The sequence below is a fragment of the Pararhodobacter sp. genome (assembly GCF_034676545.1).
Taxonomy (GTDB): Bacteria; Pseudomonadota; Alphaproteobacteria; order Rhodobacterales; family Rhodobacteraceae; genus Pararhodobacter.
Window position 1 is genome coordinate 213,771 of sequence record NZ_JAUCBZ010000015.1, and the last position, 18,821, is coordinate 232,591.

The 18,821-nt window shown below is 63.6% G+C and carries 16 protein-coding genes and 1 pseudogene; 8 read left to right on the plus strand and 9 right to left on the minus strand.

Going from position 1 to position 18,821, the window contains the following annotated elements; genetic code table 11:
* Positions 1–68: 68 nt before the first annotated feature.
* The 5 genes from VDQ28_RS04345 to VDQ28_RS04365 are packed head-to-tail and all read right to left on the minus strand — an operon-like array spanning position 69 to position 4,721.
* Positions 69–980 carry a LysR substrate-binding domain-containing protein gene (locus VDQ28_RS04345; protein WP_323034773.1) on the minus strand — a complete coding sequence of 304 codons (912 nt, stop codon included), beginning with the start codon at positions 978–980 and terminating at the stop codon, positions 69–71.
* A 39-nt stretch (positions 981–1,019) separates the two neighbouring features.
* Positions 1,020–1,727, minus strand: coding sequence for a hypothetical protein (locus VDQ28_RS04350; RefSeq protein WP_323034774.1), 708 nt, complete (start codon positions 1,725–1,727; stop codon positions 1,020–1,022).
* A gap of 27 nt (positions 1,728–1,754) precedes the next feature.
* Positions 1,755–2,516 carry an aspartate/glutamate racemase family protein gene (locus tag VDQ28_RS04355; protein WP_323034775.1) on the minus strand — a complete coding sequence of 254 codons (762 nt, stop codon included), beginning with the start codon at positions 2,514–2,516 and terminating at the stop codon, positions 1,755–1,757.
* Positions 2,513–3,679: a Xaa-Pro peptidase family protein gene (locus tag VDQ28_RS04360; protein WP_323034776.1), complete on the minus strand. Its 1,167-nt coding sequence runs from the start codon at positions 3,677–3,679 to the stop codon at positions 2,513–2,515. Before VDQ28_RS04360 ends, VDQ28_RS04355 begins: the two co-directional genes overlap by 4 nt.
* Positions 3,672–4,721, minus strand: a complete 1,050-nt coding sequence (locus tag VDQ28_RS04365) for a pyridoxal-phosphate dependent enzyme (RefSeq protein WP_323034777.1) — start codon at positions 4,719–4,721, stop codon at positions 3,672–3,674. The genes VDQ28_RS04360 and VDQ28_RS04365 overlap by 8 nt, the downstream gene beginning before the upstream one ends.
* Before the next feature lie 141 nt (positions 4,722–4,862).
* Between VDQ28_RS04365 and VDQ28_RS04370 the strand changes: the two genes are divergently transcribed.
* From VDQ28_RS04370 to VDQ28_RS04395, 6 genes and pseudogenes are all read left to right on the plus strand, one after another.
* On the plus strand, positions 4,863–5,744 hold the full coding sequence (locus VDQ28_RS04370) for a LysR family transcriptional regulator (RefSeq protein WP_323034778.1): 882 nt from the start codon (positions 4,863–4,865) through the stop codon (positions 5,742–5,744).
* Positions 5,745–5,872: 128 nt separating this feature from the next.
* On the plus strand, positions 5,873–7,324 hold the full coding sequence (locus VDQ28_RS04375; protein ID WP_323034779.1) for an aldehyde dehydrogenase family protein: 1,452 nt from the start codon (positions 5,873–5,875) through the stop codon (positions 7,322–7,324).
* Between the two features lie 5 nt (positions 7,325–7,329).
* On the plus strand, positions 7,330–8,304 hold the full coding sequence (locus VDQ28_RS04380; protein WP_323034780.1) for a membrane dipeptidase: 975 nt from the start codon (positions 7,330–7,332) through the stop codon (positions 8,302–8,304).
* 11 nt (positions 8,305–8,315) lie between these two features.
* A pseudogene (locus VDQ28_RS04385) lies at positions 8,316–10,008 on the plus strand (hypothetical protein).
* On the plus strand, positions 10,005–10,652 hold the full coding sequence (locus VDQ28_RS04390; protein ID WP_323034781.1) for a DUF3726 domain-containing protein: 648 nt from the start codon (positions 10,005–10,007) through the stop codon (positions 10,650–10,652). The pseudogene VDQ28_RS04385 and the gene VDQ28_RS04390 overlap by 4 nt, the downstream one beginning before the upstream one ends.
* A 16-nt stretch (positions 10,653–10,668) precedes the next feature.
* Entirely contained in the window at positions 10,669–11,682 is a 1,014-nt protein-coding gene (locus VDQ28_RS04395; RefSeq protein ID WP_323034782.1) for an Ldh family oxidoreductase, read from the plus strand.
* Between the two features lie 18 nt (positions 11,683–11,700).
* On the opposite strand, the gene VDQ28_RS04400 is transcribed toward VDQ28_RS04395, so the two are convergent.
* The 4 genes from VDQ28_RS04400 to VDQ28_RS04415 form a co-directional block, all read right to left on the minus strand.
* Positions 11,701–12,924, minus strand: coding sequence for a Tm-1-like ATP-binding domain-containing protein (locus tag VDQ28_RS04400; protein ID WP_323034783.1), 1,224 nt, complete (start codon positions 12,922–12,924; stop codon positions 11,701–11,703).
* Between the two features lie 40 nt (positions 12,925–12,964).
* A complete protein-coding gene (locus VDQ28_RS04405; protein WP_323034784.1) occupies positions 12,965–14,485 on the minus strand; it encodes a tripartite tricarboxylate transporter permease in 1,521 nt (506 codons plus the stop codon).
* 12 nt (positions 14,486–14,497) lie between these two features.
* Positions 14,498–15,037, minus strand: coding sequence for a tripartite tricarboxylate transporter TctB family protein (locus VDQ28_RS04410; protein ID WP_323034785.1), 540 nt, complete (start codon positions 15,035–15,037; stop codon positions 14,498–14,500).
* Between the two features lie 63 nt (positions 15,038–15,100).
* Positions 15,101–16,051: a tripartite tricarboxylate transporter substrate-binding protein gene (locus VDQ28_RS04415; RefSeq protein ID WP_416349352.1), complete on the minus strand. Its 951-nt coding sequence runs from the start codon at positions 16,049–16,051 to the stop codon at positions 15,101–15,103.
* 145 nt (positions 16,052–16,196) lie between these two features.
* Between VDQ28_RS04415 and VDQ28_RS04420 the strand changes: the two genes are divergently transcribed.
* Together VDQ28_RS04420 and ggt are read left to right on the plus strand one after the other, a co-directional pair.
* Positions 16,197–16,940, plus strand: a complete 744-nt coding sequence (locus VDQ28_RS04420) for an IclR family transcriptional regulator (RefSeq protein WP_323034786.1) — start codon at positions 16,197–16,199, stop codon at positions 16,938–16,940.
* Between the two features lie 76 nt (positions 16,941–17,016).
* Positions 17,017–18,801 carry a gamma-glutamyltransferase gene (ggt, locus tag VDQ28_RS04425; RefSeq protein WP_323038065.1) on the plus strand — a complete coding sequence of 595 codons (1,785 nt, stop codon included), beginning with the start codon at positions 17,017–17,019 and terminating at the stop codon, positions 18,799–18,801.
* The last annotated feature ends 20 nt before the right edge of the window (positions 18,802–18,821 follow it).

An 18,821-nucleotide genomic window follows, 5' to 3' on the forward strand; every position in this document is an offset into this window, starting at 1 on the left:
GTCGCCAAGCATGACGGCTAAAGGTACATCGGGGAAATAGTTTTCATGCGCCTCGCATAACAGAAGTGTTATGGATAGACCTGTTTTGCGTGATCACGGAACAGGTTGAACAGCGCGCGCGCGTGGGGCGTCAGGCGACCACCGGCACGATAGGTCATCCCCACCGCCCCCATCAGTTCATCCACCGGGATGTCCAGTTGAACGAATGCGCCAGACTGCAATTCCGGCAGGATGATACTTTGTGACAAACAGCCAATGCCGTCGGTTTCCTGAATATAGGTCCGCGCGAACTCATAGGATGACGTCTCGAGCAGTTTGTCGAAATCCGTCATGCCGTGCTTGATCAGATACTTGTCAATCTCGCGCCGAATGATGGCGTTGGCGGTAGGGGCCACGATTTGAAAGGCATTGATCTGCGCAAGCGTCACATCGGAGATATTCGCCAGCGGGTGATCCTTCCGTGCGACAAAAACAATCGGCTCGGCAAAGAGGTGCTCAAAGCTGAGGCCGCCCAGATCCTCGGGCATCAGGAGGCGTCCGACGGCAAAATCAATCGTCCCCTCGCGGATATGCTTGATGGAATCGTTGTAAATGCGCCCCTCGACCCGGACCTGAATGTCAGGAAATTGCTCGGAAAACGCCTTGAGCACGCGGACACCCAGCAGCCGGCTGATTGACGGCGCCACCGAAATCCGGACCGAGGCGCGTTCCGGCAAACCCTTGACCCGCGCCAGACCTTCATGAATCTGCGCAACGGGCCCGCCGACGAATTGCAGCAATTCCTCGCCAGATCTCGTCAGGATCATGCCCTGAGACGTCCGATGAAATAGCGGCGCGCCCAGTTCGGTCTCCAACTCGCGAAGGCTGCGGGACAGGGCTGGTTGCACCGTGTTCAGCGCCTCGGCGGCGCGCGTCATGGATTTGCTCTCGGCCACCGCCAAGAAATGTCGCAAATGCCTCAGTCCGATGCGTTTCGTCATCAATACCCTGCGTCAAAGGCCTGCAGTCGCCCGCCCATTCTAATCCGCCGACCCCGACAATGCCCGAAGCGCCGCGGCAAGGTTTTCCAGTGCCACGGTCTGCGCGGCCACGGTCGCGGTCAGGGCCGCGATTTCTGCGGCGGGCGAGGTGGCACCGGAAACCGGCTCGGCAATCGAATAACTCAGCAACACCGATAGATCGTCAATGTAGTTGATGTTTTCATCATCCCGGAAGTCAAATCGCACCGACACAACACCATCGGTGACCATCGGCAACAGGTCTGCATGCGGCAGCACGAAGATCAGATCGAGCGGCGAGGATGTGCCGGTCGCCGCACCGATATTGCGCAGCACGCTGGCCGCCAGAGACGGGCTGATAGCGGCTTCATCGGCTTCGGATGCGTCAAACAACATGCCGAAATCAACACCGTCGAGGCGCAGCCGAAACCGCTCGCCCGGATTGTTCCGCGCGGTGTCGGCATAGAGATCCGCATCGGGCGAGGTGATCCGGACAATCGCGTCGCCCAGTGGCTGCGGGTCCAGCCCGAACAGGTGCAGGTCATAGACCCCGACAATCCCCACATTGCCCGGCATCGTCGCACAATCATCATAGCCGGTTTCCGCGTCGGTATCGGTCGCGCAAAGATCACCGGCAAAGGATGCGGAACGGATGAGCCGCTCGGCGTGACCTGCTGTGGCGGTCAACATGGCAATGATCAGCGCAGCAAGGGGGAGTGGAAGTCTCATTCTTGGTCCTTTGGTCGGCGTGGTCACTCAGCATAGAGGCAAAGCGTGACGAAACAACCGGCCCGGCGCGGTGTTTGGCATCTGAATGTCCGCCGACCCCGCCATCTGCCACGCCAGCGCCTGATTGGAGCTGACCACGGGTTTGCCCAAGGTCTGCTCCAGATCATCAATGATATCCAGCGTGCGCAGATTGGTGCAGGACAGGAACACGGCATCAACCTCTGGCTGGCGGCCCACGGATACGGCAGCGGCATGGATCGACGCGGGGTCTATGCGCGCCACGCGAGCCTCAACGGTTTCGCCAAACGAGGCGGTTGCAGGCACGCAAAATCCTGCCCGCTCGAACGCGCTTCGGATTGGCTGGGCCACACTGTCGATATACGGCGAAACAATGCCCACCGAGGTCACGGACAGCGCGCGCAAGGCCGCAATCGCCGCTGTCAACGGGTCGGCCACGGCTTTGGTGGTGGCCGCCGACCTCACCAGGTCCGCCACCCGATCCGCGCCGATCAGCGTAGTGCCCGAGGTGCAGGCATAACCCACCACGTCAAACCGCGCGGCCGGGGGCAACAAGGCCGCCGCCGCCGGAAGTGTGGCCTCCATCGTGGCAATGGTATCGGGGGTCAGATCATCGCCGGACGGAATACGGCTGACATAAAGCGCCACGCCGTCATCGCGAAACAGGCGACGAAAATCCTGCTCGATGGTCTCATCCACCTGCAACACGATCAGCCCCAGCGTGGCCTTTGCGCCAATCGGCCCGGCAAGCGTGTAAGGAAACGCAGTCATACGCCAAGCCTCGGCAGATCTGCGGGCGCGCGCCGCGAGAGCAACTCGGGCCCATCGGCGCGCAGCACGATGTTTTCCTCATGCACCATGATCAGCCCCGGCGCGATCTCCACCCCCGGTTCCAGCGTCAACACCATCCCCTCGCGCAGCGGCGTCGTGTCCTTGGCGGTCAGCGACGGCCATTCGGTCAGGGTCAGCCCCAAGCCATGCCCCAACCGCCCACCGCCCGGCACAGCACCTTCCGCGCTGAGGGACGCGGTCAGGATGCGGTGCAGGTCTTGCGCGGTCATGCCGGGGCGCAAGGTGTTCAGCGCCACATCGGTCGCTGCGTAAAGTGCCGCATGGGCGCGGCGGGCAACGTCACCGGGGTCGCCCACGGCATAGTTGCGGTCAAAGTCGCAGAAATACCCCTCGCGCACGGCACCTGTGTCCAGCATCAGGATATCACCCGGTTGCAAAGGGCGTGTATCGGCGGGTGAAATCACATCGCCATACCCGCCCTGCCCCGCACCGCCGGCCGTATAGCTGACCCAATCCGCCCCCTCGGACAGCAGCGCAATCTGGAAGTCGCGAAACACCTGATCCAGCGGCGTGCCGGCGCGGGCGAACTCGGGCACACGGGCAAAGACCCGGTCGGCGATCTGGCAGGTGGCACGGATCTTGTCGATCTCGGCCTCGGATTTCACCTCGCGCACGCGCTGCACCGCCGATGTTCCATCGACGACCTGCCGCGATCCAAGCCGCGCAACCACCTGGTGATAATCCGCCAAGGGCATCCGCAGATGCGTCTCCAGACCCATGGGAATGCCGATACGCCCGCGCTCAGGCACGACCTCGTGCAACGTGTCGGCCAGCAGAGTCACCCCGTCATCAACCGGGTCCGGCGCGTCCCAGGTGCGGATCTCCGGGGTCCAGGTGCGATGCATCAGATCGGCCCCAATCGCCGGGATCACCGCAATCGGCCCGCCCTGCGCCGGGACGATCACGAACCACGGGCGCGCCGGGCTTTCCCAGAACCGCGTCAGAAACCCGGTGACGTAAAACACGTCCGCGGGCGTGGTCAGCAGCAGCGCGTCCAGCCGGTCCTTGGCCATTTCCGCTTGCAGCGCGGCCACCCGGCCCCGGTATTCCGCCGCCGGAAAGATCAGCGAGCGGTCAGGCATCGCCCGTACCCTCCGACAGGATCGCGACGACATGAGCCTCCGCGCCGATCCCCGGCACGCCCGCCAGCAGCGCCGCCAAACCTGCGCCACCCGAGGGCGTGGTTTGCAGGCCATGCTGGGCCAGCCGCGCGATACCTTCTGCGGCCTCCTCCTCGGTGATGGTCACGAACTGGTCGGCATCCCGCGCCAGCCCGGCCAGCGCGATCATCGACGGGGTCTTGCAGTCGAGCCGCCCCATGCTGGAAACCGGCCCGCTGGAGGTCACCAACTGACCCGCCCGAATGGAGTCAAAAAGCGCGGGGGCGGCATCCGGCTCAACGACAATGATGACCGGCCCATCGCCCCACGCCAACCGCGCATGCGCCGCGACCGCAGCCGCCAAACCACCAACCCCGGCTTGCAGCAGAATATGCGTGGGCCGCGTTCCGATCTGGGCGACCATCTCGGCGGCAAGCTGCAAATACCCCTCCATCACGCGATGCGGCAACTCGATGTAGCCGGGCCAGGAACTGTCGGACAACAGCGTCCAACCCTGCGACACTGCGGCCTGCTCTGCCGCCTCCATGCTGGCCTCATAGGTGGCGCCCGCCCGTTCGACCTGCGCGCCCATGTCGCGCAACCGCGTGGCAAACCCTTCGGGCACGGTTTCCGACAAATAGATCACCGCCCGCGCCCCAAACAGCCGCGCGCCCGCCGCGACCGACAACCCGTGATTGCCCGCGCTTGCGGTGACATAGGTTTGCCCCGTCAGCGCCGTCGCCCAATCATCGCCCTGTCGCGCTTGATCTGCAGCATGCGCAATGACATAGGCCGCGCCCAACGCCTTGAAACTGCCCAGCCCCATGCGCGGGCGCTCATCCTTGATGCTGAGCTTTGCGACGCCCGCCTCCTGCGCCAAGGCCATGCACTCGATCAGCGGGGTCTGCGTATGCACCGGGCAAAGCGCCAACAAGGCCGAGACCGCTTGCGCGCTGCTTTCGGGGAATGCCGTCTGGTTTGGCAGCCCAGCGCCGCGAAACGAGTTGGGGATGGATATGGGCATGGCGGACTCCTCCTGTTTTCGGCAGCTGCCAAATTGATGCGCCGAGATGCCTGTCATTGCAACCGTCACGCAACCCGATGGACCCGCGCCTGAAAGTCAGCAACACTGTCCGAGTTCTTGCGGATTTCAAGGCGGCTGACGATGACCATCAAGATCGAAATGCTCAGGTGCTTTCGGGCGGTTGTTGACACTGGCCGATTGTCGGACGCCGCCGAGGTTTTGGGGCGCACGCCCTCGGCCGTCTCGATGATGCTGACGCAATTCGAGGACCACATCGGCGCGCCTCTGTTCGAGACCACGCGAAAATCGCGACTGACCACTCTGGGCGTACACATCTACCACGAGGCGCGGCGCGAGCTGGACCATTTCGACCATACCCTCGCCACGATCGAAGGGCTTTCGCGCTCGGACTCCGGCCATGTCAGGATCGCGGCCACGCCCTCGGTGGCGGCGGTGATCCTGCCGCCGATCTTGCAGGCTTTCATCGCCCAACGCCCCAATGTGCGGATCGAATTGCGCGACATGAGCAGCGCCGATGTGCAACGCGAGTTGCAGCGCGAGCGCGTGGATATCGGCCTGGCGAGTCTTGGCCCCATTGCCGGGCTGGAGCGCCGCAAACTGTTCTCGGACCCGTTCGGCGTGGTCTGTCGGGCCGATAGCCGGTTGGCGCGAGACTGGGCGCAACTGACCTGGGCCGATATCGAGGGTGAAAATTTCATTGCCAACGGGTTGTGCGATCAGATTACCGACCCGACCTTTCATCCCGTTCTCGCCGCCTCGCGTCTGGCCGTGCCGAACACGGCCTCGCTCCTGGCGATGGTGCGGGGGGGCACCGGGATCACGGTTTTGCCGCGACTGGCACTGCCGCCTGATTACACCGATCTGGTGTTTTTGCCGCTGATGGACACCTCTTTGCGGCGCGAGGTCTGGTTGGTGACCCGCTCTCGCCAATCGCTGACCCCGGCGGCAAGCGCCATGGTTGACGCGATCTGGGCGGCCAATTCCGCGATTTCACTGGATTAACCGCGCCAGATTTCAATTTATCTGAAAAAAACTCCAGAACTTTGCGTTTGAATTGACTCCGCCCTTCGCGCCTACTGGTGCCAACCGTCGCGCCACCACTGGATTGGCGTGCGCAAGAAAGGGCAGCCATGCAAGATCTCAAGTTGAACTATATCGCCGGGGACTGGGTTTCGGGCACTTCGGAAATCGCCAATATCAACCCCTCGGACCTGTCGGATACCATCGGCATGTTCGCCCAGGCCAGCGCCGATCAGCTTGATGATGCCATTGCCGCCGCGCGCCGTGCGCAGGTGGAATGGGCGGGTTATGGGCTGGAGCGTAAATATAACGTCCTCATGGCCATCGGCACCGAGATGATGGCCCGCGCCGAGGAATTGGGCACGCTTCTGAGCCGCGAAGAAGGCAAGCCGTTTGCCGAGGGCAAAGGCGAGGTCTACCGCGCCGGGCAGTTCTTCACCTATTACGCCGCCGAGGTGCTGCGCCAGATCGGAGACACGGCAGATTCAGTACGCGACGGCGTCGAAGTTGACGTGCGCCGCGAGCCGGTCGGCGTGGTGGCGATCATCAGCCCGTGGAACTTTCCGACCGCAACCGCCAGTTGGAAGATTGCGCCGGCGCTGGCCTTCGGCAACGCGGTGATCTGGAAACCGGCGAACCTGACGCCCGCCTCGGCGGTGGCCTTGACCGAAATCATCGCGCGCCAAGACATCCCCAAGGGCTTGTTCAACCTTGTGATGGGGCCGGGCGGATCGGTCGGTCAACGTCTGGTCGAATCCCCCGCCATCAACGCGATTTCCTTCACCGGCTCGGTCCCGGTTGGCAAGGGTATCGCAGCGGCGGCGATTGGCAACCTGACCAAGGTGCAGATGGAAATGGGCAGCAAGAACGCGCTGGCCGTGATGGACGACGCGAATCTTGATCTGGCGGTGACGCTGGCCCTGGGTGGCGCGTTTGGTGGCACCGGGCAGAAATGCACCGCCTCGTCGCGGCTGGTGGTTCACGCGGGCATTCACGACGCCTTTGTCGAGAAACTGGTGGCTGGCGCTCAGGCGATGCGCGTCGGGCACGCCTTGGCCGAGGGCACGCAGCTTGGCCCGGTGGCCAGCGCGCAGCAGCTCAAGGAAAACCTCGCCTATGTCGATCTGGGCAAATCCGAGGGCGCCGAACTGGCCTGCGGCGGCGAACGGGTGACCCGCGAAACCGAGGGCTATTACATGACCCCCGGCATCTTTCTGAACACCACCAACCAGATGCGCATCAACATCGAGGAAATGTTCGCGCCCTTGGCATCGGTGATCAAGGTCGGCAGCTACGATGAGGCGCTGCATGTGGTCAATGACACGCGCTTTGGCCTGACCTCGGGCATCGTGACCACCAGTCTGACCCGCGCCAACCACTTTCGGCGCAACGCCCGCACCGGCTGCGTGATGATCAACCTGCCCACGGCAGGCACCGATTACCATGTGCCCTTCGGCGGTCGCGGCGACAGCAGCTATGGCACGCGTGAGCAAGGCACCTACGCGGCAGAATTCTACACCACGGTCAAAACCAGCTACATCTCGTCTGGCCTGCCGGAGTAACGCGCATGTTTCGCATTGATAACCTGCAATACGCCAAGTGGTCCGAAAAGATCTTTCGCCAGTTGCGCGAAGGTGGAGTCGATGCGGTGCACGTGACCATCGCCTATCACGAGAATTTCCGCGAAACCGTACTGAACTTCGCGCAATGGAACCGCTGGTTCGAGCAATTCCCGGACCTGATTTGCCACGGCGAATGGGCCAGCGACGTGCAAAAGGCCCACGACACCGGGCGCACGGCGGTGTTCTTCGGCTTTCAGAACCCCAGCCCGATCGAGGATGATATCGGCCTGGTGCAGGTGCTGCACAAGCTGGGCGCACGGTTCATGCAGCTCAGCTATAACAACCAGTCCCTGCTGGCGACCGGGTGTTATGAGGCCGAGGACCCCGGCATCACCCGTATGGGTCGTCAGGTGATCAAGGAAATGAACCGCGTCGGCATGGTCATCGACATGAGCCATTCGGCCGACCGCTCGACCATCGAGGCGGCGGATATTTCGCAGCGTCCGATCACCATCACCCACGCGAACCTGCATTCCTGGCAACCCGCCCTGCGCAACAAGCGCGACGCGGTGGTGCGGGCGGTGGTGCAGAATGGCGGGATGATGGGGTTTTCACTGTATCCGCATCATCTGCGCGATAAATCCGCCTGCACCTTGCACAGTTTTTGCGAAATGGTCGCCCGTGCCGCCGAGCAATTCGGCGCGCAGCATTTCGGCATCGGCAGCGACCTGTGTCAGGATCAGCCCGACAGCGTCGTCGAATGGATGCGCGTGGGCCGCTGGACCAAAGAAATCGACTATGGCGAAGGATCGGCCAGCGCGCCGGGCTTTCCGCCAATGCCCGACTGGTTCCGCGACAACCGCGATTTCGGCACTCTGGAAACCGGGCTGCGTGAAATCGGCTTTGATGCCGACGAAGTCGCCGGGCTGATGGGCGACAATTGGCACCGCTTTTACGCCGAAAACTTCACCCCCACCTGAAGGAGAGCGCCATGGACACCGCCGACGCCCTGATCCCTCTGCGTGACCCCAACGTGGTGATGCGGCTCTCGCGGTTGGGGTCGATCCATCAGGGTCGGCTGTCGTTCATGCGGGTGCTGTTGCGGCGGCTCAAACGCGAGGCTTGGCGCTTTGATCGACCCGCATTCCAGATCGACGCGCGCGGCGTGGGGCACGCGGTTTACACGGCACACGGGCCACAGCGCAGCTATTCCTTGATCGCCTTTGCGAATGACCTGCCGCCCGAGAAACGCTCGGACCGGGTGATCGCCACGGAGTGGGACGCGACCTTCACGCTGTTTGACGGCATCCCCAACGCCGCCGACATCGAGCGTCTGCGCGGCAATATCCCCAAGCAAGAGGCAGGGCGCGTCACCGAACATGAGTTGTCGGTGTCGCGCGCCAATCGCTCGGTGCGGCTGTGGGACCATGTTGTCGAGCGCCTCGCCTCAGGCCAGGCAACCCGACCGCGATCTGGTGCAAAGCGTCGGGTATCTGATGCGCACGACGGCGGTTTATGGCTCGGGCAAATTGGGCGCGGCGGATCGTGAATGCACCTGCGAGCGCCCGGAATTTCGCGCGCCCTTTCAGATCGAGATGCTGTCGGTGTTCCTGACCCGCGCCTTTGTGATGGACCTTGTCGAACACATGGCCGCGCTGAAATCACCAGCAACGGCAACCACCCTGAACCCGGCGTTGCGGCGCAGTTTTGGCATCGGCAATTCAACCGGGCTGGGCATGGCACCATTCCTGATGAACCATCCGGTGCTGCTGAACAACTGGCTTGCGGCGCGCGAAACGGCCTTGGCGCGGGTGCGGAGCCTTCGCTCGGCAACACCCGAAGCTGTCGCGCGGTTCACAGAGCTTCTGGCCCGCGCCCGGATCAACGCGGCGACATGGCGATCCGCCCACCACGCGCAGATCGCCAAGATCGCCACCTTGCAGGGCGATCTGGCGGCGCTGGCCAAGCATCTGACAGAGCGCCCCGTTTCCGGGCCTCAGCCGTGGAATGCGCTGTGGCTCTGGGCCGAGGGCGCGTTGTCGGAGGAGGGACAGGAGCAGCTTTTGTCGCTGATGTTGGAGCCGTATGGCGATCTGGTGGATGACTTGGCCGACACCACGCGCGCGGATGAGGCGCAAGCCTTCGCGATTGATGGCGCGATGACCGTGGCACAGGCGCAGGCGCTGACCAAGGACATCTTTGGCTGGGCCTTGGCCACCGATTGGACCGCACCCACGGCGCAAGCGCGGGTCTGGTACACCTCGGAGGAAAAGCTGGAACCCCGGCTGGGTGAACGTTCGGCGGAACCGATCGAGCCCTATGAGCAACCGCTCTGCCCCGGTCGTGACGCCGCGCGGATGATGGCCGATCTGAGCGCCATGCCCGACGGTCCGATTGCCGCTTTTCTGCGGCGTCACCCCGAACACCGCCATATCCTGCGCCGCGTGCAGGTCGCCGCGCGCCACCCCTATGCCGAAATCCGCGACAATACGATCAGCGCCGACATGCTGCCGATTGATCTGCTGCGCGCAAAGCTTGCGTTCTTTGGCGCGGTGCATTTCGACCCAAGGTCAGACCGCTGGCTGCGGATCAATATGTTCAAAGGCGCGCCGTTTCCGCAGGAATTGGCAAACGGCGACGCCGATGACTGGACCTATCCAGCCTTGCCGGAGGGCGCGCGATGAGTTGGTCGATGAATGAAATCGAAGCCCTTGCGCGAAAGGCCGCGCGCGGGGCCGGGATGTGCTGGGGGCTGGCCGAGGAAACCGGCAAGGCCACCCGTGCCCTGCTGGAATTGGGGATCGACGCCGCCGCGCCGCTGGCCGATCTGCTGGCCGCACATGATGGCGCGGACTATGCGCAGATCGCACCCCGCAACACCGACGGCGTTTGGTTGGCGGGCGGCGACGCCCTGTGCCCCATCACGGCGGGGGCGTGCCTGTCTGACATGGCGTCCGGATTGGCCAGCACGCCGTTTACCCTTGCCCACACGCGGTTTCCGCTGTTCCTGATCCCCTTCGCCCAAGCCGCCGCGCGCCGCTTGGCGTGCACCGTGCGGCTGGAGTGGGATGGCGTGCAGATTGACGCCACCGCAACGGCTGTTCACCTGACCGGAGCACGCGCCGCACTTTTGGCCGCTGTCACCCCCGTTGTGACCTGCACCAAGATCGCGTCACCTGCCGGGCACCTGTTTGCCCACGCAGAGCGCGCAGAGGTTTCACCCGAAACCATCGCCCGCCTCACCGCCTTTGCGCATCGCACTTACGCCCCCGCAACCGAAGCCAGCCGTCAGGCCGGAGCGGGTGCGGGCCTGTCCGACAACGATTGACATCAAGGAGTGGCCGATGACGGCACCACAGACCGAAACCCTGACGCTGGCCGAGATCGAAACGCTGGCCTATGACGCGCTGATTGCGGCGGGGACCAGCCCCGACAGCGCGCGTCCTCTGGCCATTGCCACCGCCGCGACCGAGGCCGAAGGCATTGCCAGCCACGGCCTTGCGTATATCCCGGTCTATTGCGAGCATGTGACCTGCGGCAAAGTTGATGGCCGCGCCGTGCCCGTGCTGACCCGCCCGCGCCCCGGCGTGATTTGCGCCGATGCCGGCACCGGATTCGCCCATCCGGCCATTGCCGCGGGTTTTGCCGAGTTGATGCCGCTGGCGCGCGAACAGGGCATTGCCGCGCTGGCCGTGCGCAATTCGTACAACTGCGGCGTGTTGGGCTTTCATACGCGGCAACTGGCGCTGAATGGCTTGCTGGGGATGGGCTTCACCAACGCCCCTGCCTCGATCGCGCCGGTCGGCGGGCGTCGTCCGGTCGTCGGCACCAACCCGTTTTCCATCGCCGCGCCCGATGGCAACGGCGGCGTTGCGGTGCTGATTGACCAATCCGCCAGTGTCATCGCCAAAAGCGAGATCATGAAACACGCCCGCGAAGGCCTGCCGATCCCCGAAGGGTGGGGGCTTGGCCCCGACGGTCAACCCACCACCGACCCGGCGATTGCACTCAAAGGCTCGATGGCCCCCTCGGGCGGTTACAAGGGCGTCGGTGTGGCGCTGCTGGTCGAGATCATGGCCGCCGCGATGACCGGCGCGACGCTTGGCGTCGATGCCAGCCCGTTTTCCGGCACGGCGGGCGGGCCGCCCAAAACCGGGCAGTTCTTTATCGCCATTGACCCCGAGGCGACCTCGTCATCCTTCTTTGCCGAGCGCATTCAGGCGCTGGTCGCCGAGATACACGATCAACCCGGCGTGCGCGTTCCCGGCGACGGACGCGCAGCCCAGCGCAACCGCGCCATGAAACGCGGTGTGGTGGTGAATGCGGCGACGCTGGCGAAGATCAGAGCGTTGCTTTGACCCGCTATGGCGGGGGCGTCAAACCCTCACCACCCCCTGTGCAATCCAACCATCCAGCACCGCAAGCACCGCATCGGCAAACGCCTGATCGTTGATATGCGCGTCGACCTCGGTCATCGGCACGGTCACCGAGGTGCGCACCTCGTCGATCATCGCCGCCAGCGCGTCGGGGTCATGCGCCGGGCCGCCCGCGCGGTCCCATTCTTCGATGCCTAGCAGCGGCATGAGGAAATGCACCGGGCCTTGGGCCTCGGCCATGCGCGTGGCGACCTCGCGGATCAACGCGCGGCGTTCATCGCCAGTTGAGACCGATGATTTGATCAGACGGTTATGCGTGTGATAGGGGCGGTCGGCATAGGCGGCGGGGATCTCTTGCCAGCCGGCGAAATCAATCAGATCGGCGCAACCGGGCGCGATGATCTGCGGGATGCCCGCAGCCCCTGCGTTGGTCATCCGGTCCGCCCCACCGTGCACCACGGACCCGACCATCAGGTTCGCCATTTCCTGCAGTGACAGATCCAGAACGGCGGCGAAATACCCCTGCCGCGCCAAAGCCTCGAACGCCATGCCGCCCATGCCGGTGGCGTGGAACACGGCAACCTCGAACCCCCGCGCCTCCAACGGGTCCGTGAGCAGTTTCATGTAGCGCAGACACGACGACCCAAGGCTGGTCATGCCGATCACCGGGCGGTTGCGGACCGGGGCCTCAACCGCCCGCGCTGCCCCCAACACCGCGCCTGCCGCCTGCGACAGCGACGATTTGCACACCGAGTTCAGGCCATAAAGCCCCCCCGCCCAGAGGATCATCTGGATATCGGGCGAAAGGCGATCCGCCGGAATGATCGGCGAGAAGGACACGGTGGACACCACGAATTTCGGCACCCCCAGCGGCAAGGCCTGCGCGCAATCGAGCACCAGATCGGTGCCCATCGTGCCGCCCAGCCCGACCATGGCGTCGATCTTGCCATCCGCATACAATTGCGCGGTCAGCTTGGCGGCACCCAACGCCATGATCTGCATCGCGCCGTTTTCATCGCCCGCATCAATCGCGTCCTGAATGGTCTTGCCAACCGCCGCCGTCACCGCATGCTTGGAGATATCGGTGGGCTGTGACGGGTCGCCCAGCACGCTGACATCCATCGACACAACCCGCCCGCCCTGCGCGCGTATCCGATCGCACAGGTAGTGCAGTTCTTCGTCTTTGGTGTCGTAGGTGCCAATGACCAGAATCGTCTTGTCCATGAGGGCCTCTCTGTGGCGCTGTCTGTCTTTTTGGGGCTGGCTATTCGCCGCCCTGGGTCAGGTGGATATCGCTATCGACATCCTGCGGCGGATTGCGGCGCTCAAGGATCAGGGTGCGGATATGCAGCCCGATGACAATCAGGATGACAGCAAAGAGGATCATGCCAATCGGACGCTCGATCATGTCCAGCGGTGAATTGACCCGTGGCATCGCCGAGCGCAGCTTGACCTCCATGATACCACCCAGAACCATGCCCAGAATGATCGGCACCAAGGGCAGGTTGAGGCGTTTGAGGATCACCCCGAACACCCCGAACCCGGCGGCCATGATGCAATCGGTCAGCGAGTTGCGCAGCGAATAGACGCCGACAAACCCCAGCAGCAGGATCATCACGCCGACCATGCGCGAGGGCACCTGAATGATCTTGGTCACAAGGTTGGTGGAGACCAGCAGGAACACCATGACCATCACGTTCAGCAACAAAAGCGCAACATAAAGCGCCATGACGAAATCCATCTGCCCCTGGAACAATTGCGGGCCGGGGATCACGTTGTGGACGTAGAACACGCTCAGCATCATCGCCGTCAGCGCCTCGCCGGGGATGCCCAGCGCCAGCAACGGGATCATCGCGGCGGCGGGCACGGCGTTGTTGGCGGCTTCCGAGGCGATCAAGCCCTCAGGGCTGCCATGGCCGAACAACTCCGGCGTTTTCGAGGTTTTCTGCGCGTAGGTGTAGCTGAGGAATTGCGCGGTAAATTCGCCGACGCCGGGGATCATGCCCATCAGCACACCAAAGCTGGCGGCGACGGTGGCCACGCGTTTATAAAGCCACAATTCCTTGAGGCCCGAGAAGATCGAGCCGTCAATGCGGTCCAGTTTCGAGGTCGTGTCCTTCTCGACCAGCAGCAGGAACGCCTGACTGAGCGCAAACAGGCCCAGTACGACAACGATCAGATCAACCCCCGACGACAGCCACGACTGGTCAAAGGTAAAGCGTCGCGAATAGCGGACCGGCTCAAGGCCCACGGTGTTCAGGAAAATGCCGAACGCGGCCAACATTCCAGCCGCAAACACCTGCCCGCGATGCGCCAAAACCACCAGAATGATGCCCAGCAGCGCCGCCAGAAAAATCTCACGCGAGCCAAACATCGGCGCGACCTTGGCCAGCAGCGGTGACAGCAGGATCAGCGCGATCAGCGAGAACACCCCGCCCGCAAACGACGCCGAATAGGCCAGCGCAATCGCGCGGCGCCCCTCGCCGTTCTTGGTCATCGGGTAGCCGTCATAGGTGGTCAGCGCGTTGACAGCGGTGCCGGGCGTGTTGATCAGGATCGCCGGGATCGCGCCGCCGTACATTGACGAGCCATAGATCCCCAGCAGCATGGTCAGACCGACCAGCGGCGGCAGGGAAAATGTCGCGGGCAGCAGGATCGCAATCGCCACCGCCGCACCGACGCCGGGGATCGCGCCGATGATGACGCCACCGACAGAGCCAATCAGCAGCGCGATCAGCACCTGCCAGTCGAACAGCAAGTGAATGCCGGAAACGAGGTCGCTCACAGGGGGATCCCTTTACAGATAGGTCAGCCAGAAGATGCGCATGCTGTCGGGCAGATAGTCATAGACGGCGCCAGCCGGGATTCTGACCTGCAAAAAGCCCCGGAACGCGACCACGATCACCACGGCCAAAAGCGCCAGGGACAGAAGCTGACCGGGCTTGCGATACCCGACCCGCAAGGCCAGCAACACCGCCGCGAGGATGGTGGTCGGCAAGTAGCCAAGAATTGGCACGACCCAGACATAGACCAGGAACCAGCCTGCGTATTCCAGTGCGCGCACCCATTGCCAGACCTCGGCCCAGCGCCCCGGAATGCGCGGCGAAAGCAGCGAGGACAGCAGATGCAGCCCGGCAAACAGCGCCATCAACGCCAAGGATACCGTTGGCCAGAAGGCGGGTTGCGAAAAGATTTGCTGCGTGCCGCGCCACGGAGACTGGGTTCCGATTTGCGACACGAGGAACACCGAGAACAGGAAAAACAGCAGCGCGAAGACCAGGTCTCCGGGGCGCCGGTAGCGTTTGAACAGTTCCTGCAAGGATTTCAGGCGCGTCATGCGGGCAACTCTTTGTCAGCAAATGTGCAAACGGCCCGCCAATCAAGGCGGGCCGCGTTTCGGTTATTGCCCGAGCATTTGTTCGATGGCACCCAGCGTCGCGATGTCCCGCGTGATCTGCGCCGCCGCGTCATCAGCGCTCTGCCAATAGACCAGCGCGCCGGTCTCAGCCGCCAATTGCTGCACACGCTCGGACGCGATGGTGCGCTGCGCCACGGCGATGATGCGATCGCGCGCCTCTTGCGGCGTATCGCGATGCACAAACAGGCCGTTCCACAGCGCGATATCCAGCTCTGGCACCAACTCGCTGACCGTCGGAGTATCCGGCGTCAGGCTGATACGCTCGCCACCAATTGACGCCAGAACCTTGATATCATCGAGGCACGGCAGGATCAGTTGCAGCGTGGTGTTGATCACATCCACATCGCCCGAGGCCAGCGTGTTGCAGTCCAGCGCATCAAACGCCGCATCCGAAGCATAGGAAAAGCCCATCGCCGCGGCGGCGGCCAATGTCACCTGCGTCGGCACCAGCGGCGCGCCGAAATGACCCAGCACGACATCATGGTCCTGTGCATAGGCGGCAAGACCTGCCATGTCGTCATACGGCGCATCGGCCCCGGCGGCGATCACGAATGGATAGGTCAGGAAGTTGCCGAGTGGGACGAAGGGGTCCGGGTTCAGCTCGGGAATGCCGATCTGCGGGCCGACAACCGGCACGGCAATGATGAACGAACCAATCGTGTAGCCGTCAGCCGGCGCGTTCGCGACCTCGATTGCACCGGGGAACGGGCCACCACCACCGCCGGGCCGATTGATAACCCCCGTGGGCACGCCGTATTCGGCCTGAAAATCTTCGGCGATGAAGCGCGTGATCACGTCTTCCAGATCGCCGGGCGGCCACGGCACGACAAAGGAAACCGGGCGTTCGGGATATTCCGCCAGAAGCGCGGTCGGTGCGGCCAGACTTGCCAGCACAACGCCTGTGGTGAGCGCAGTTTTTGCGATGAATTTCATTGGTGCAAGACTCCCTGTTGCATTCGGCAATCGGTTCATTATTGTTACCGTAGGTTCAATCATGCTGCTGATTGAATGCCTATGTGTCAACAACGAATTGATTAATGGCAGATGTATGACTTTGAACGCGCCAAATCGAACCACGATGAACAGCGTTGACCGCGCGCTGGGGCTGCTGCGTTTTTTCTCGATTCAGACGCCGGAATATGGACTTAGCGCTCTCGCCCGGGCCTCTGGGAATGACAAGACCACGACCCTGCGTTGCCTGACCGCGCTTGAGCGCAATGGCCTTGTCGAGCAGCACCCCGAGACGAAAAAATACCGAATCGGAATTGCGCCGCTGCATCTGTCCCGCATCCGTGAGAAATCCTATCCGGTGCAGGCGCTCTTGCAACCGATCCTGGAACGGATCGCGTTGGACGTGGGTGAAACGGCCCATGCCAGCCTTTTGACGCACCGCGATCTGGTGACCGTCAGCGCCGCCGAACCCAACCGTGCCACGCGGGTTTTCGTCGACCCGTCGCTGCCGCTGCCCTTTCATGCGACCGCCTCCGGGCTGGCCATGCTGGCCTTTCTGACGCCAGAGGCGCGCGCCGACTTGAACCTGCCTGAGACGCTTGAGGCCTTCACCGACGGCACACCGAGGTCCTGGGCAGAGCTGGCCGAGGTGTTGGCGACGATCCGCATCACCGGCATCAGCCGGGTCTTCAACACCTATGAGGATGACGTGGTCGGCACCGCCGTGCCCTTTTTTGGCTGGTCGGGCAAAGTCATCGGGGTGATCGCGGTCGCGGCCGTCGCCTCGCGGTTTGACGATGTCTTGGCCGCGCGAATCGAAGCCGCGTTGCGTCAAGCCAGCGTCGAACTCACGCAGCAAATCGGCGGTTGAGTCGCAAAACATTGCTTTCCCTGCATGATCCGTCATTCTCAGGGGAATTCCCAGCCAAAGGACATTTCGCATGCGCATGGCATATCTGGCACTGACCGCGGCAATCCTCGCGCCGTTGACGGCATTCGCGCAAGAGGCCGCGGATTCCGTCGCCCCTGAGGCCGCGACAACAGGCGCCATGATCGCGCTGTCACCCGCAGCCCGGGCCGCACAGGCGGCGCGGGATGCCGGGGTGCCGGTTGCCGCAAGCACATGGATGATCGCCGCCGCGAACCCTTTGGCCGTTGAAGCGGGCGCTGCCATATTGGCCGACGGGGGCAGCGCCGCCGATGCAATGATCGCAGCGCAAGCGGTTCTGGGTCTGGTTGAGCCGCAATCCTCGGGTCTGGGCGGCGGCGCGTTTCTGGTCTGGTATGATGCCGAAACCCAGGACCTGACCACCTTGGACGGACGCGAAACCGCGCCACGAGACGCCACACCACGGCTGTTTCAAGATGCGAACGGCGAGCCACTGGGCTTTTTCGACGCGGTTGTCGGCGGCTTGTCGGTCGGCGCACCCGGCACCCCGGCCTTGATGGAGGATGCGCACCGCCGCTGGGGTCGCGTGAATTGGAGCAGCCTGTTCACTGCCGCAATCAACCACGCGGAAACGGGCTTTACCGTCTCGCCGCGCTTGGCGCACTCGGTCGCCGCAGATGCCGAGCGGCTTGGTCGATTTCCCGCCACCGCCGCGTATTTCTTGCCCGATGGCACGCCGATTGCGCAAGGGGAAACGCTGCTGAACCCGGCCTATGCCGAAACCTTGCGGGCGATGGCGGCGCAGGGTGCCGCGGCGCTTTACGCCGGACCAATCGCCGAGGGCATCGTCGCGACCGTGCGCCATGCCGACGGGAACCCCGGCCTGTTGAGCCTGCGGGACCTTGCCGACTACCGCGTGATCGAGCGCGCGCCGGTGTGCGTGACCTACAGCGCGCATGAGGTCTGCGGCATGGGCCCGCCTTCGTCCGGGGCGATGACGGTCGGGCAGATATTGGCCATGGTCAGTGGCTATGATCTGGCGGGGCTTGGCCCTGACAGTCCGGAAGCGTGGCGCATCATCGGTGATGCCTCTCGCCTCGCGTTTGCCGACCGGGGTCGATACATCGCCGACAGTGATTTCGTGCCGGTGCCAATCTCGGGCCTGATGGACCCCGCCTATCTGGCGGACCGCGCCGCGCTGTTGTCCGGCGACGACACCCTGCCAGAGGTTGCCCCCGGTGAACCCGTCTGGGAGCACGCCTTCTTGCAGGCCGACGACATGGCGATTGAACTCCCCTCGACCAGCCACATCTCGATTGTCGACGGCTACGGCAACGCCCTGTCGATGACCACCACCATCGAGAACGGCTTTGGCTCGCGCCTGATGACACCCGGCGGCTACCTGCTGAACAACGAGATGACCGATTTCTCGTTCCGCACGCATTCAGGCGGCTATCCGATTGCCAACCGCGTTGAGCCGGGCAAACGACCACGGTCCTCGATGGCGCCGACGATTGTCTTGCGCGATGGCGCACCCGTTCTGGTGATCGGCTCGCCGGGCGGTAGCCAGATCATCGGTTACGTTGCGCAGGCGATCATTGCGCATCTGACGTGGGGTATGGATGTGCAACAAGCCGTGTCGATGCCGCATCTGGTCAATCGCTTTGGCACCTATGATATCGAGGAAGGCACCAGCGCCGAGGCTTTGGCCGAGGGTCTGACCGCGATGGGTTTTGAGGTTAACGCGCGGGATTTGAACTCTGGGCTACATGCCATCGCGATTGGCGATGCGTTGACCGGCGGGGCAGACCCACGCCGCGAAGGCATCGCGCTGGGCGACTGAGAACGCACCATGCGATCCGG

Excerpts from the sequence above, each read along its gene's own strand:
- VDQ28_RS04370 (WP_323034778.1), top strand. The coding sequence starts at position 4,863 with ATGACCATCAAGATCGAAATGCTCAGGTGCTTTCGGGCGGTTGTTGAC.
- VDQ28_RS04415 (WP_416349352.1), bottom strand. The coding sequence starts at position 16,051 with ATGAAATTCATCGCAAAAACTGCGCTCACCACAGGCGTTGTGCTGGCA.
- VDQ28_RS04360 (WP_323034776.1), bottom strand. The coding sequence starts at position 3,679 with ATGCCTGACCGCTCGCTGATCTTTCCGGCGGCGGAATACCGGGGCCGG.
- VDQ28_RS04395 (WP_323034782.1), top strand. The coding sequence starts at position 10,669 with ATGACGGCACCACAGACCGAAACCCTGACGCTGGCCGAGATCGAAACG.
- VDQ28_RS04375 (WP_323034779.1), top strand. The coding sequence starts at position 5,873 with ATGCAAGATCTCAAGTTGAACTATATCGCCGGGGACTGGGTTTCGGGC.
- VDQ28_RS04420 (WP_323034786.1), top strand. The coding sequence starts at position 16,197 with ATGAACAGCGTTGACCGCGCGCTGGGGCTGCTGCGTTTTTTCTCGATT.
- VDQ28_RS04365 (WP_323034777.1), bottom strand. The coding sequence starts at position 4,721 with ATGCCCATATCCATCCCCAACTCGTTTCGCGGCGCTGGGCTGCCAAAC.
- VDQ28_RS04350 (WP_323034774.1), bottom strand. The coding sequence starts at position 1,727 with ATGAGACTTCCACTCCCCCTTGCTGCGCTGATCATTGCCATGTTGACC.
- VDQ28_RS04355 (WP_323034775.1), bottom strand. The coding sequence starts at position 2,516 with ATGACTGCGTTTCCTTACACGCTTGCCGGGCCGATTGGCGCAAAGGCC.
- VDQ28_RS04400 (WP_323034783.1), bottom strand. The coding sequence starts at position 12,924 with ATGGACAAGACGATTCTGGTCATTGGCACCTACGACACCAAAGACGAA.
- VDQ28_RS04380 (WP_323034780.1), top strand. The coding sequence starts at position 7,330 with ATGTTTCGCATTGATAACCTGCAATACGCCAAGTGGTCCGAAAAGATC.
- ggt (WP_323038065.1), top strand. The coding sequence starts at position 17,017 with ATGGCATATCTGGCACTGACCGCGGCAATCCTCGCGCCGTTGACGGCA.
- VDQ28_RS04390 (WP_323034781.1), top strand. The coding sequence starts at position 10,005 with ATGAGTTGGTCGATGAATGAAATCGAAGCCCTTGCGCGAAAGGCCGCG.
- VDQ28_RS04345 (WP_323034773.1), bottom strand. The coding sequence starts at position 980 with ATGACGAAACGCATCGGACTGAGGCATTTGCGACATTTCTTGGCGGTG.
- VDQ28_RS04410 (WP_323034785.1), bottom strand. The coding sequence starts at position 15,037 with ATGACGCGCCTGAAATCCTTGCAGGAACTGTTCAAACGCTACCGGCGC.